General features: G+C 55.5%; 11 protein-coding genes. 1 reads left to right on the top strand and 10 read right to left on the bottom strand.

Annotated features, from left to right (window positions below):
* Positions 1 to 3 precede the first annotated feature (3 nt).
* From glgA to asd, 5 genes are all read right to left on the bottom strand, one after another.
* Entirely contained in the window at positions 4 to 1,437 is a 1,434-nt protein-coding gene (glgA, locus tag FD428_RS01485) for a glycogen synthase GlgA (protein WP_114848064.1), read from the bottom strand.
* Positions 1,437 to 2,732: a glucose-1-phosphate adenylyltransferase gene (gene glgC / locus FD428_RS01480; RefSeq protein ID WP_024131017.1), complete on the bottom strand. Its 1,296-nt coding sequence runs from the start codon at positions 2,730 to 2,732 to the stop codon at positions 1,437 to 1,439. Before glgC ends, glgA begins: the two co-directional genes overlap by 1 nt.
* A 17-nt stretch (positions 2,733 to 2,749) precedes the next feature.
* Positions 2,750 to 4,723 carry a glycogen debranching protein GlgX gene (gene glgX / locus FD428_RS01475; RefSeq protein ID WP_114848065.1) on the bottom strand — a complete coding sequence of 658 codons (1,974 nt, stop codon included), beginning with the start codon at positions 4,721 to 4,723 and terminating at the stop codon, positions 2,750 to 2,752.
* Positions 4,720 to 6,906, bottom strand: a complete 2,187-nt coding sequence (gene glgB / locus FD428_RS01470; protein WP_058668214.1) for a 1,4-alpha-glucan branching enzyme — start codon at positions 6,904 to 6,906, stop codon at positions 4,720 to 4,722. Before glgB ends, glgX begins: the two co-directional genes overlap by 4 nt.
* Before the next feature lie 362 nt (positions 6,907 to 7,268).
* On the bottom strand, positions 7,269 to 8,375 hold the full coding sequence (gene asd / locus FD428_RS01465) for an aspartate-semialdehyde dehydrogenase (protein ID WP_012135538.1): 1,107 nt from the start codon (positions 8,373 to 8,375) through the stop codon (positions 7,269 to 7,271).
* A 191-nt stretch (positions 8,376 to 8,566) separates the two neighbouring features.
* Between asd and yhgN the strand changes: the two genes are divergently transcribed.
* Entirely contained in the window at positions 8,567 to 9,160 is a 594-nt protein-coding gene (gene yhgN, locus FD428_RS01460) for an NAAT family transporter YhgN (protein ID WP_012135540.1), read from the top strand.
* Positions 9,161 to 9,256: 96 nt separating this feature from the next.
* On the opposite strand, the gene gntU is transcribed toward yhgN, so the two are convergent.
* The 5 genes from gntU to FD428_RS01435 form a co-directional block, all read right to left on the bottom strand.
* On the bottom strand, positions 9,257 to 10,597 hold the full coding sequence (gene gntU / locus FD428_RS01455) for a gluconate transporter (protein ID WP_047460635.1): 1,341 nt from the start codon (positions 10,595 to 10,597) through the stop codon (positions 9,257 to 9,259).
* Positions 10,597 to 11,127, bottom strand: coding sequence for a gluconokinase (gene gntK, locus FD428_RS01450; RefSeq protein WP_024131019.1), 531 nt, complete (start codon positions 11,125 to 11,127; stop codon positions 10,597 to 10,599). Before gntK ends, gntU begins: the two co-directional genes overlap by 1 nt.
* 139 nt (positions 11,128 to 11,266) lie before the next feature.
* Positions 11,267 to 12,262: a gluconate operon transcriptional repressor GntR gene (gene gntR, locus FD428_RS01445; RefSeq protein ID WP_024131020.1), complete on the bottom strand. Its 996-nt coding sequence runs from the start codon at positions 12,260 to 12,262 to the stop codon at positions 11,267 to 11,269.
* 296 nt (positions 12,263 to 12,558) lie between these two features.
* Positions 12,559 to 13,254: a quercetin 2,3-dioxygenase gene (yhhW, locus tag FD428_RS01440; protein ID WP_012135544.1), complete on the bottom strand. Its 696-nt coding sequence runs from the start codon at positions 13,252 to 13,254 to the stop codon at positions 12,559 to 12,561.
* Positions 13,255 to 13,378: 124 nt separating this feature from the next.
* A complete protein-coding gene (locus tag FD428_RS01435) occupies positions 13,379 to 14,416 on the bottom strand; it encodes an oxidoreductase (protein ID WP_114848152.1) in 1,038 nt (345 codons plus the stop codon).
* Positions 14,417 to 14,438: the final 22 nt, after the last annotated feature.

Below are 14,438 nucleotides of genomic sequence, written 5' to 3'. Positions count from 1 at the left end.
TAACTATTTCAAGCGATAGTAAAGCTCGCGGTAAGACTTCGCCGCGACTTGCCAGCTAAAATCCATGGCCATAGCCTGGCGTTGCACAAACCGCCAGAGCGAAGGTCGGGACCACAACACGAAAGCACGCCGGATCGCCCGTAACAGAGACCAGGCATTACTATCTTCAAATACAAACCCACTGGCGATGCCGTCCGCCAGGTTTTCCAGCGAACTGTCCGACACCGTATCAGCAAGCCCACCGGTACGCCGCACCAGCGGCAGCGTGCCGTACTTCAGTCCGTATAACTGCGTTAAGCCGCACGGCTCAAAGCGGCTGGGCACCAGAATGACATCCGCCCCGCCCATGATGCGGTGAGAGAAGGCTTCGTGATAGCCGATCTGCACGCCCACCTGGCCTGGGTGTTCCGCCGCCGCCGCTAAAAATCCTTCCTGCAATACCGGATCGCCCGCGCCCAGCAGCGCCAGTTGCCCGCCCTGCTCCAGCAATCCCGGCAACGCCTCCAGCACCAGATCCAGCCCTTTCTGGCTGGTCAGACGGCTGACCACGGCGAACAGCGGCGCTTTGTCATCCACTTTCAGCCCCATCGCAATCTGTAGCTGGCGCTTGTTCTCCGCTTTCTCCTCCAGCGAGTCACGCGTATAGCGCGCCGCCAGCAGCAGATCCGTTTCCGGGCTCCAGATTTTCTCATCCACGCCATTCAGCACGCCGGACAGACGCCCTTCCTGATGACGCTGACGCAGCAGGCCTTCCATCCCGTACGCGAACTGCGGCTCGGTAATTTCACGCGCATAGGTCGGGCTCACCGCCGTAATATGGTCGGCGTAATACAACCCCGCCTTCAGGAATGAAATCTGCCCGTTAAACTCCAGACCATGCATGTTATAGAACGACCATGGCAGTTGGATGTCATCCATGTGATGTGCATAAAACATGCCTTGATAGGCCAGGTTGTGTACGGTAAACACCGATTTCGCCGGACGCCCGCGCGCAGCCAGATACGCAGGCGCCAGGCCTGCATGCCAGTCGTGCGCATGCACCACATCCGGGCGCCAGAATGGATCAAGCCCGCAGGCCATTTCACATCCCACCCATCCCAACAGCGCAAACCGCAGGACGTTATCGGTATAGGCGAATAAATTCGTATCGTGATAAGGGCTTCCCGGACGGTCATACAGATGCGGCGCATCAATCAGGTAGATTCCCACGCCGTTATAATGCCCGAACAGGAGCGTAATTCTTCCCGCAAAGGTATCGCGCCGGGTCACTACCTGCGCATCCGGGATACCCCGACGAATATCAGGAAATACAGGAAGCAGCACACGAGCATCCACACCATCCGCAATCTGTGCCGCAGGCAACGCGCCAATCACATCCGCCAGACCACCTGTTTTGAGCAGGGGGAACATCTCTGAACATACATGTAAAACCTGCATTATCGCTCCTGTTTGACCTGCAATTTGCGCAGCATTTCACGCGTGACCAGCACAATGCCTTCCTCTGAACGGTAGAAACGACGGGCATCTTCTTCCGCATTTTCGCCAATCACCATACCTTCCGGGATTACGCAGGCGCGATCGATGATGCAACGACGCAAGCGGCATGAGCGTCCAACCCAGACCTCTGGCAGCAGGACTGCCGAATCGATGTTACAGAATGAGTTCACCCTCACGCGCGGGAACAGGACGGACTGCACCACCACCGAACCGGATATAATGCACCCGCCGGAGACCAGCGAGTTGAGCGTCATGCCGTGGCTGCCGGAGCGATCCTGAACAAATTTCGCAGGCGGCAGAGACTCCATGTGCGTGCGGATCGGCCAGTCCTGATCATACATGTCGAGTTCCGGCGTCACCGAGGCCAGGTCGAGGTTGGCTTTCCAGTAGGCTTCCAGCGTACCCACATCGCGCCAGTAAGGTTCAGATTCGGGATCGGACTGCACGCAGGACAGCGGGAATGGATGCGCATATGCCATACCGGCTTTGGTGATTTTTGGGATGATATCTTTACCGAAATCGTGGCTGGAGGTGTCGTCTTTGTCGTCCTCCTCCAGCAACTCATACAGATAATCGGCATTGAAAATGTAGATCCCCATGCTGGCGAGAGATTTCGTCGCGTCGCCAGGCATGGCTGGCGGATTCGCCGGTTTTTCAACAAACTCGATGATCTTATCGCTCTCGTCCACCGCCATCACGCCAAACGCGGTGGCCTCTTCAATCGGCACCGGCATACACGCCACGGTGCAGCGCGCTCCTTTTTCGAAGTGGTCGATCAGCATGCGCGAGTAGTCCTGCTTGTAGATATGATCGCCCGCGAGGATCACCACATATTCCGCTTTATAGCGACGAATGATGTCCAGGTTCTGGGTCACGGCATCTGCCGTTCCACGATACCAGTTTTCGCCCTGCATCCTTTGCTGGGCGGGAAGCAGGTCGACGAATTCGTTCATCTCTTCGCTGAAGAATGACCAGCCGCGCTGAATATGCTGTACCAGAGTATGAGACTGGTATTGCGTAATCACGCCAATGCGGCGGATCCCGGAGTTAATACAGTTGGATAAGGCAAAATCGATGATGCGGAACTTACCGCCAAAGTGCACGGCAGGTTTGGCACGTTTGTTGGTTAAATCTTTCAGGCGTGTACCACGGCCACCGGCCAGGATCAGGGCAACAGATTTTAATGGCAGCTGGCGCGCCAACATTACACGATCGTTCTTCTCTAAACTCACCATGACTAACTCCTTTTTTATCATCTCTGGAACACACACAGTCCGTGCGCAGGTCCCTGCCAGACAGCCGTAATCACCGGATTATCCTCTCCAGCGAATGGGGGAATAGCGTGCCACTCCCCTTCAGGTAAAACGATATCTGTCACCTCAAGCGTGGCGTTTATCGCGATAAGGAAGCGGTCTGAAAGCAGGATCTGCATCTGTTTCGGCCCGTTTTCCCACTCGCCCGCGCTTAAGGGCTCTGCATTTTTATTCAGCCAACGAACATTGCCGTCATTTTCTTCCCACCAGCGATTTCCCACTAATGCCGGTATCTGCTGGCGAAGATGAATCAATGCAGCGGTAAAGGTGGTTAGCCCACTGTTTGCCTGCTGCCAGTCCAGCCAGGTTAATGCATTATCCTGGCAGTAAGCGTTATTGTTGCCGTGCTGGCTATGGCCGTGTTCATCGCCCGCCAGCAGCATCGGCGTTCCCTGAGAGAGCAACAACGTGGTCAGCAGGGCATGAATGCTGTCGCGCCGCCGTTCAATCAAATCCAGCGTGCCGCCTAATCCCTCTTTACCATGATTATCACTGTAATTGTTGTTGGTGCCGTCCCGATTTTCCTCACCGTTCGCCTCATTGTGTTTCTGATTGAAACAAACACAGTCGCGCAGCGTAAAACCGTCATGCGCGGTGATCAGATTGACGGACGCATTGGGCAGGCGATCGTGGCGTTTAAACACATCGCTGGAACCGGCGAAACGTCCGGCAAACTCACCGAGGGGCAGATTGCGTTGCAACCAGAAGCGGCGGGCCGCGTCACGGAAATGGTCGTTCCACTCGGCAAACGGCGGCGGGAAATTCCCCACCTGATAGCCGCCTTCGCCGATATCCCAGGGCTCAGCAATGAGCTTCACGCTCGACAATACCGGGCAATTGTTGATGGCGGTAAACAGCGGCGCATCCTGACGGAACGCCGGGGTACGCCCCATCACGGAGGCCAGATCAAAACGAAAACCGTCCACATGGCATGTTTCAACCCAGTAGCGCAGGCACTCGCACGCAAACTCCACCACGCCGGGATGGCTCAGATTGAGGGTGTTGCCGCAGCCGGTCCAGTTGTGATAGTCGCCATCCTCCTTGATCCAATAATAGCTACGGTTGTCGATTCCGCGCAGGGAGAAGAGCGGCCCGTCGAGATCCAGCTCCGCGCTATGGTTCAGCACAATATCAAGAATGACTTCAATACCGGCTTTATGCAGCGCTTTGATGGCATCGCGAAACTCATCCAGCGCCGTTTCCGGGGAGCAGGCATAAGCCGGATGTAGCGCGAACATCGCCACCGGGTTATAGCCCCAGTAATTCGACAGCCCCAGGCGCTGTAAGCGCGGTTCACTGGCAAAATGCGCCACCGGCAACAGCTCCAGCGCGGTAATGCCCAACTGCTTGAAATACGCGATCATCACCGGATGGCCCAGCGCCTTCCAGGTGCCGCGAATCTCTGACGGGATCGCCGGATGCAGGTACGTCAGCCCCTTCACATGCGCTTCGTAGATGACCGTGTTGCCCCACGGCGTGCGCGGCGGGGCGTCATCTTCCCAGTCATAGCGGTCGGCGGTGACAACGCACTTCAGGGCAACGGCGGCATTATCACGATGGTCCGGCTCGTCGTACCCGCCGTGCAGCAGCGGGTTATCCTTCAGCTCTCCTTCAACGCGGCGAGCGCAGGGATCGATAAGCAGTTTTGCCGGGTTAAAGCGGTGCCCTTGCGCGGGTTGCCACGGGCCGTGTACGCGATACCCGTAGCGCAGGCCGGGTCTGGCGTCGGCAAGGTAGCCGTGCCAGATATCGCCGCTGCGCCCCGGCAGGTCATACCGCTGCTCATTGCCGAGCGCATCAAACACGCACAGTTCAACGCGCTCCGCATGCGCCGAAAAGAGCGTGAAGTTGACGCCATGACCGTCATACGTCGCGCCATGCGGTGTCGCTTTGCCGGTTGCCAGTTGCGTCATTCACCCTCCCGCACAAGCCAGATGGTGGCCAGCGGCGGCAGCGTCAAACTCAATGAGTGCTGGCGGCCGTGGCTGGCGATCTCGTCGCTGTGCACCACCCCGCCGTTGCCGGTATTGCTGCCGTGGTAGTGCATAGAATCGGTATTCACAATCTCCCGCCATTTCCCTGGCTGATTGATGCCAAAACGATAGTCATGGCGCGGCACCGGGGTAAAGTTGCTGGCGACGATGATTTCATTGCCGACTTTATCGCGGCGGACAAAAATCAGCACCGAACGTTCGTTATCATCCACCACCAGCCATTCAAAACCGTAAGCGTCAAAATCAAGTTCATGCAGCGCTTTATGGTGGCGATAGGTATGGTTGAGATCGCGCACCAGCCGCTGTACGCCGTGGTGCCAGTTGTCGCCGCCTTCCAGCAGATGCCAGTCAAGGCTGGCGTCGTGGTTCCACTCGCGCCCCTGGGCGAACTCGTTGCCCATAAACAGCAGTTTTTTACCGGGGAACGCCCACATCCAGCCGTAATAGGCGCGCAGGTTGGCGAATTTCTGCCAGGCGTCGCCAGGCATACGGTCGAGAATCGATTTTTTGCCATGCACCACTTCGTCATGCGACAGCGGCAGGACAAAGTTTTCGGTGTAGTTGTAGAGCATGCCGAAGGTCAGCTTATCGTGATGATACTGGCGATGAACCGGGTCCAGCTTCATGTAGTCCAGCGTGTCATGCATCCAGCCCAGGTTCCATTTGTACCAGAAACCCAGTCCGCCCATATCCTGTGGTCGGGACACGCCAGCGAAGTCAGTGGACTCCTCGGCCATGCTCACCGCGCCAGGCACCTGCTCTCCCAGAATACGGTTGGTATTGCGTAAGAACTCAATGGCTTCCAGGTTCTCACGCCCGCCGAACTCGTTGGGGATCCACTCGCCTTCTTTGCGGCTGTAGTCGCGGTAAATCATCGACGCCACGGCGTCTACACGCAGCGCATCAATGCCGAAACGCTCAATCCAGTAAAGCGCGTTCCCGACCAGATAGTTGCTGACTTCACGGCGCCCGTAGTTATAGATAAGCGTGTTCCAGTCCTGGTGATACCCTTCGCGCGGGTCGCTGTGCTCATACAGTTTGGTGCCATCGAAATCCGCCAGACCAAAATCATCCGACGGGAAGTGGCCCGGCACCCAGTCAAGAATGACGTTCAGACCCGCCTGATGAGCGGCATTGATGAAATAGCGGAAGTCATCGCGCGTGCCGAAACGGCGGGTCGGCGCATACAGCCCGGTCGGCTGGTAGCCCCAGCTGCCATCAAAAGGATGTTCATTAACAGGAAGCAGTTCGAGGTGGGTAAAGCCCATCCATTTTACGTATGGAATAAGCTGATCCGCCAGTTCGCGGTAGCTCAGCCAGAAATTGTTATCGGTATGACGACGCCACGAGCCCAGATGCACTTCATAGATGGAGACAGGCGCATCGAACCGGTTGGCTTGTTTGCGCTCTTCCGTCTGCACCACTTTTTCCGGTAGACCGCAGATCAGCGAGGCCGTTTCCGGGCGCATTTGCGCTTCAAACGCATACGGGTCGGCTTTGATTCTCAGCTTGCCATGCGCATCGATCATCTCGAACTTGTACAACTGACCGTGTTGCGCGCCGGGAATAAACAGCTCCCAGATACCGCTCTCTTTGCGCAGGCGCATCGGGTGGCGGCGGCCATCCCAGTAGTTGAATTGCCCAACGACGGAGACGCGCTGGGCATTCGGCGCCCAGACGGAAAAACGGGTTCCAGTAACGCCGTCCATTGTGTCGGCATGTGCGCCCAGCGTTTCATACGGGCGTAAATGCGTGCCTTCAGACAGCAACCAGGCATCCATTTCCTGGATCAGCGGGCCAAAACGGTAAGGATCGTCAATCAGATTCTGCTGTCCATGCCAGACAACAGCGAGCTGATAGCGAAAGAAATTTTTGCGTCGGGGGAGCACACCGCTAAAAAAACCGCGTGAGTCGATACATTCCAGTTTGCCGACTTTACGTCCGGTTTTCGGTTCAATCACCCACACTTCGGTGGCATCAGGCAATAGGGCGCGGACTTCCAGTCCCGCGGTGGTTTGGTGCATACCAAGTACGGAAAAAGGGTCCGCAAAATGGCCCGCAATTAGCGCATTAATCACGTCTCTATCGATACGATCGGACATGGCTGTCTTCCTGTTTTATGGTGTCACCCCTTCCAACTGATCTTCGACATCAGGTTGTGACACTTCTTTGACCTGAACGGCGCAGCACCAATGTGCATCCTCTCTGCCCCGTCCCACCTTCAGGCTAAGGCTTAATACCTCCGGTATTAAGACACCCTTAAAGAATAGCCAATGCTTTATCTTACTCCTGGTAAATATTGGAACATCTGCGCTTACTCCTGTATTACGCAAAAAAAAGGGTGACTCAGCACCCAACATTTAAACTCTGTTTTGTTTGCCGGATGGCGGCGATGCGTTATCCGGCCTGATGATTCACGTTATTGGTGGGCCTGATAAGCATCGCGCCACCAGGCCATCCACAATTACGCCAGCTGACGCAGCATACGGCGAAGCGGTTCTGCCGCGCCCCAAAGCAGCTGGTCGCCAACGGTAAAGGCGGAGAGGAACTCCGGCCCCATGTTCAACTTACGCAGGCGGCCAACCGGCGTGGTGAGCGTGCCGGTAACGGCAGCCGGGGTTAACTCACGCAGGGTAATGTCACGATCGTTGGGCACCACTTTCGCCCACGGGTTGTGCGCGGCCAGCAGTTCTTCCACGGTCGGAACAGACACGTCTTTTTTCAGTTTAATGGTGAACGCCTGGCTGTGGCAGCGCAGCGCGCCGACGCGCACGCACAGACCATCCACCGGGATCACGGAAGAGGTGTTGAGAATTTTGTTGGTTTCCGCCTGGCCTTTCCACTCTTCGCGGCTCTGGCCGTTATCGAGCTGTTTGTCGATCCACGGAATCAGGCTGCCCGCCAGCGGTACGCCAAAGTTATCAACCGGCAGGTCGCCGCTGCGGGTCAGGGTCGTCACTTTGCGCTCAATGTCGAGGATCGCGGAAGAAGGGGTCGCCAGCTCATCGGCTACGTGACCGTACAAGTGGCCCATCTGCGCCAGCAGTTCGCGCATATGACGCGCGCCGCCGCCAGACGCCGCCTGGTAAGTCGCAACAGAAACCCAGTCCACCAGGTCATTAGCAAACAGACCGCCCAGCGACATCAGCATCAGGCTGACGGTACAGTTACCGCCGACGAAGGTTTTAATGCCGTTGTTCAGGCCGTCGGTAATGACATCCTGATTAACCGGATCAAGAATAATGATGGCGTCGTCTTTCATGCGCAGCGAGGATGCCGCGTCAATCCAGTAGCCCTGCCAGCCGCTTTCACGGAGCTTTGGATAGATTTCGTTGGTATAATCGCCGCCCTGACAGGTCACAATGATATCAAGCGCCTTCAACGCGTCGAGATCAAAGGCATCCTGAAGTGTGCCGCCGGGCGTACCGCCGAACGTCGGCGCTGCCTGCCCAAGCTGGGAAGTAGAAAAGAAAACAGGGCGAATGGCATCGAAGTCGCGCTCTTCAACCATGCGTTGCATGAGTACAGAGCCGACCATACCGCGCCAGCCGATAAAACCAACATTTTTCATAGCGTTTTTTTCCTGCAAAGATGTGTGCTGTGTATGCAAACCAGTGTCCTACTGGTTCTTCCTTCACCATACAAAAAGCAGCCAAAGTCGCAAGTGAAATTAATCAATGATAGCGAAGCCATCAGTAATGCGACTTATCCCGCTTCCTAAGCAAGCAGAAAGTCCGCAGTAATTATCAGGGAATTTGAGTTATGAATGAAATCATTTCAGCGGCAGTTTTATTGATCCTGATTATGGATCCACTCGGAAACCTGCCCATTTTCATGTCCGTACTGAAACATACCGAACCAAAGCGCCGCCGGGCGATTATGGTTCGCGAGCTGTTTATTGCGCTTTTACTGATGCTCATTTTCCTGTTTGCGGGCGAGAAAATTTTGGCCTTTCTCAACCTGCGGGCGGAAACCGTGTCGATCTCCGGGGGGATTATTCTGTTCCTGATCGCCATTAAAATGATTTTCCCCAGCGCATCAGGCAACAGCGCCGGACTCCCGGCGGGCGAAGAACCGTTTATCGTACCGCTGGCTATCCCTCTGGTGGCGGGCCCGACCATCCTGGCGACGCTGATGCTGTTATCGCATCAGTATCCGAACCAGATGGGGCATCTGGTCATCGCTCTGCTGATCGCCTGGGGCGGCACGTTTGTGATTCTGCTGCAATCGTCGCTGTTCCTGCGTCTGCTGGGTGAGAAAGGGGTTAACGCGCTGGAACGTCTGATGGGGTTGATTCTGGTGATGATGGCGACCCAGATGTTCCTGGACGGCATTCGGATGTGGATGAAAGGCTGAGGATGTAAAAAAGCCGGGTGACGCTTACCCGGCCTACGGTGTGGATATGTGCTCACTTGTAGGCCCGGTAAGCGGCGCGCCACCGGGCAACAAGACTCAGCTCAGAAGCTGGAACGCAATCATACCAACAATCGCGCCGACGGTGCCGAGAATAGTTTCCATCATCGTCCAGGTCTTCAGCGTTTGCGCTTCGGTCGCGCCAGTGAATTTACCGAACAGCCAGAAACCGGCGTCGTTTACGTGGCTGACCACGATAGAACCGCCCGCGATACAGATAGACAATGCCGCCATCTGCGCGCCGGAGAAGTTCAGTTGTTCCACCACCGGCATCACCAGCCCCACCGCCGTTAAGCACGCGACGGTCGCGGAACCCTGAATGATACGCACCGCTGCCGCCAGCACGAAGCAGGTGATGGCAATCGGCAAGCCCATGCCGGTTAACGCTTCGCCCAGCGCCGGGCCAACGCCGGAATCCACCAGAACCTGCTTGAACACGCCACCTGCGCCAATCACCAACAGAATAATGCCCGCCGGTTGCAGCGCCTGACCGCAGATTGCCATGACTTTATCTTTCGCCATCCCCTGACGCACCGCCAGGCCATAGATTGCCACCAGGCACGCCACCAGAATCGCGGTGAACGGGTGGCCGATAAACTCAAACCATTCGTAAGCGCTGGAACCTTCCGCGACAAAGCGCGCGGCGATCGTTTTCAGCCCCACCAGCACCAGCGGCAGCAGGATCAGCGAGAGACTGAAGCCAAACGACGGCATTTTACCTTCGCCCAGATGCGGTTCGGTAATGTCGTCCGGGACGTGCAGTTCCACATAGCGGCCAATGAAATTACCAAACAGCGGCCCGGCGATGATCATACCAGGGATTGCCGCGCACAGACCAATCAGGATCATCCAGCCAAAATCAGCGTGCATTTGGGACGCCAGCAGCATCGGCGCAGGCCCGGGCAGCAGAAACGCCGCAGCCGCCGCCACGCCCGCAAACAGCGGAATGACCAGCTTCACAAGGTTTGTTCCGGTATGGCGCGCCATAGAGAATGCGACGCTGATCAGCAGCACAATGGCGACTTCAAAGAACAGCGGCAGCGCGCAAATCAGCCCCGCCAGACCAATTGCGTAATGCGCGCGGCTGTGGCCGAAAGATTTGAGCATTTTGACGGCAATCTGATCGACTGCGCCCGTCTCATGCAAAATTTTGCCGAACATGGCACCCAGTGCGACGACAATCGCCAGGAAGCCAAGCGTACCGCCCATCCCTTTTTCCATCGTCGCCGCGATTTTATCGAGCGGCATACCGGAAAAGAGACCTGCGCCAATAGACACCACCATCAAAGCAACGAAGGCGTGCATACGCGCCTTCATCACTAAAAACAGCAGCAGTAAAACAGAACCTACTGCTGTTAAAACAAGCGTTAATGTACTCACTACTTACTGCCTTTGTTAATGACCTCAATGGTGCTTGCCACGACACCTTCCAGCGGCTGATCGATATTCACCACCAGTACATCGCTCTCGTCAGCGCCCGGCTCTTCCAGCGTGTCAAACTGAGTTACCAGCATCTGCGTTTTAAAGAAGTGGCCTTTACGTGCCTTCAGGCGGCTTTCGATAACGTCAAAATCCCCTTTCAGGTAGATGAAAGACAGGTTTGGGTTACCGTCGCGCAGCAGGTCGCGATAGTGTTTTTTCAGTGCGGAACAGACAATCAGCGATACTTTATTGGTTCGCTGCATCGCAAACGCCGCATCGTTCAGCGCCTGTAACCACGGCTTGCGGTCGTCGTCATTCAACGGCTCGCCGGAGGCCATTTTCATGATGTTGCAACGCGGATGGAGAAAATCGCCATCAAGAAACGCGGCATGCAGCTGATGCGCCACTTCGCTGGCGACAGCGGATTTGCCACTGCCTGATACGCCCATCAGAACGTAAATGTGGTGATCATGGTTAGTCGTGCTCAAAGTGGTGCCCCCACAGTACAAGGATCAGGAATTGTTACGGGTAACTGTTATCGGTAACATTGTCCGGCCGGACCAGAATAGAAGCAATATCCATTCGTGGCAGAAGTGAATAAGTGTGAGCTACTTCAAATTTGTTGGACTAAATAGATCCACCCGGTGACAAGGTGAAACCTAAATCTAACATTTTAGGCGTCACCGCTTCACCGCGTATGCGCGCCAGCAGGCGCTCTGCGCCGATACTGCCCATCCGCTCACGCGGCGTGAGTACGCTGGCCAGACGCGGTTCCATCACCTGACCAATGTCGTGGCCGTGGAAACCGGCAATCGCCATATCATCAGGAATTTTGAGCCCTAAACGCTGGCATTCGAACGCCGCCCCGACGGCAAGGTCATCGTTGGTACAGAAAATACCGTCCAGTTGTGGGTATTCACGTCTTGCCTGGCGGATCAGCTCAATCCCGGAAGAGTAAGACGACGATTGCTCCACCATCACGCTGTAGGGCACCAGTCCGGCGTCCAGCATGGCCTGTTCATAGCCCTTCTGTTTGATGATAGTACGTTCGTCGAGGCGCGCCCCCAGATAGGCGATATGACGATGGCCGCGCGCGATAATCGCGGCGGTCATCTGACGAGCGGCTTCAAAGTTGTCAAAACCGACGGCGATATCGAGGCATGGTGATTTGCTGTCCATCAGCTCCACCACCGGAATGCCCGCGACTTCAATCATTTTGAGCGTGCGCGGCGTATGGGTACGTTCAGTGAGGATTAGCCCGTCAATGTTCCATGACAGCATCGACTCCAGACGTTCCTGTTCCATTTCCGGCTTATAGCCGTAGTGCGCCAGCATCGTCTGATAGCCGTGGGCATCGGTGACGGTCTCAATTCCGCGTAACACCTCGGCGAAAACCTGGTTGGTTAACGACGGCAGCAGAACGCCCACCGCACGGCTGGTCGCGTTAGAAAGAATATCGGGAGCACGATTGGGAATGTAACCCAGTTCATCAAGTGCAGCAGCGATCTTGCCCCGCAGCGCGACGGAGACCTGCTCCGGGTTACGCAGAAAACGGCTGACCGTCATTTTGGTCACGCCTACGCGGTCAGCCACATCCTGAAGTACGGGTCTTTTCTTTTTCATCGTCCTGAAAGGCATAAAAGGGATAGATTTCCCCAGTTTACCACGGACGTGCATGAACCTTCGCAGAGAAAACTAAGGTTGTTTTTGTATTGTGAGAAATACACTAAATCATTCGAGTTGCATCAAGGCGGCGACGCAGTGACAAATTCGTCAGGAACGAATTTGAACAACCGAAGGTTGCCTCTGGTGAGGGACAAGGATGTCCCTCATTAAATCCCCGGAAGCGTACATCGAGTACGCGACCGGGGTGAGCCAGGAAGCCAACAAAGATGCGGCTTGAAGGATGACGTGTATTTTTATACTGGCGGCAGGTCGAACAACAACACTTCGCTATCGCTGTCGGCATGGATGGAGATCGCCTGCTCATCCCAAATCGCCAGACCGTCGCTGGTAGACGCTTTGGTGCCGTTAATGGTGACGTTACCTTTCACCACCTGAATCCAGATGCGGCGTTCGGCGGAGATCTGGTGTACCGACTGTTCGTCTTTCAGCAGCGCCCAACGGTACAGCTCCATATCCTGATTCACTTTCAGCGAACCGTCGCGCGCATCCGGCGACAGCACCAGCTGTTTGCCCTGTACGGCGTCAAAACGACGCTGCTCGTAACGCGGCGTAATCCCGTTTTCCTGCGGCATGATCCAAATCTGATACAAACGCAGGCGGTCGGTATTGCTCGGGTTGTATTCCGAGTGACGAATGCCCGTCCCGGCGCTCATTATCTGGAACTCACCGGCAGGAACCTGCTCTTTGTTACCCATGCTGTCCTGGTGTTCCACTGCGCCTTCCAGCACATAGGTCAGGATTTCCATATCTTTATGCGGGTGCGTCCCAAAGCCCTGTCCTGCTTCAATAACGTCATCGTTAATCACGCGCAGTGCCGAGAAGCCCATAAAGTTAGGGTCATAGTAGTTTGCAAAAGAGAAAGTATGCCAGGAATCCAGCCAGCCATGATTCGCATGACCACGGTCGTTTGCTTTGCGTAAGTAGATCATTGTATTCACCCCCCAGATGTTTTCGATGGAGTAAGTGTGAACCCAAACCAGACGGGATCATAGAGGGTGAAAATTGACTCCTCTGTTCAAAAATTATGAACAAGCCCAGAAGCGTTGATTTTGTTTATTTCGCAAGGGTTACTGTGGCCGGAGACGCCTGTTCAAACGCCCGCTCAAGGATCTCAAGGTTGGTGAGAACGTCAGATTCCTTGACGTAATTTGGCACGCCATGCGTGAGGGTCTCGAACAGGGCGTCATAAACGCGACCATAGTCGCCGACCTCCGGTTTCATCTCTTCTTTCACCGTCACGCCTTCGTCATTAACGTATTCCAGCAGGCCGACAGAATCATCCGCCGCAAACCCCGGTTCGCCGGGCATAATATTGGCCTTCAGACTGGTTTCCTGCTGGTCGATGCCGTACTTCACAAACGAGCCTCTGGTGCCATGAACGATAAATTTCGGGTAATCGATCTTCACTAAATGGCTGGTTTTAACGATGGCTTTCAGATCGCCGTAAAACAACTGCGCTTCGAACGTATCATCCGGGTTGGCTTTATTGCGCAGGCTGCGGATGTCATAGGCCACATGGTCCGGGCGTCCGAACAGCGAAATAATTTGATCCATCGTATGCACGCCGAGGCCATAAAACGCGCCGTCCTGTGGCAGGCCAGGTTTGGTTTCCGCAACCGGTCGGTAGTAATCAAAGTGGCTTTCAACTTCAACAATCTCGCCCAGTTTGCCGCTCTCAATCGCTTTTTTGGCAGTCAGGAAACAGGAGTCAAAGCGGCGGTTCTGGTACGGCGTGACGGTCAGCCCTTTGCTCCGCGCCAGTTCGAACAACACTTTCGCCTCGGCAAGCGTTGGCGTAAACGGTTTTTCCACCAGCACGTTTTTTCCCGCCTCCAGCGCGCGCCGGGCGTAGTCAAAATGGCTGTCCGCATGGGTACAGACGATCACCAGTTTTACCTGCGGATCGTTCAGCACTTCATCAAGATCGCTGGTGAAGTGAATATGCGAGTAGATCGGCGCCTGCTCTTCCGGCTTCGCGCGACGGCGGAAGATATGCGCAACATGCCAGCTGCCTTTACGGTTAAGAACATACGGCAGATGGTAGCGGGTGGTGCTTTTACCAAATCCAATAAATGCGCAGTGTAAGGTCATGGGAGTGTCCTTTTTGAAAGGT

This window comes from Citrobacter sp. TBCP-5362 (assembly GCF_005406305.1).
Classification (GTDB): Bacteria; Pseudomonadota; Gammaproteobacteria; order Enterobacterales; family Enterobacteriaceae; genus Citrobacter_B; species Citrobacter_B koseri.
This window is presented reverse-complemented; position numbering and strand designations above follow the sequence as displayed.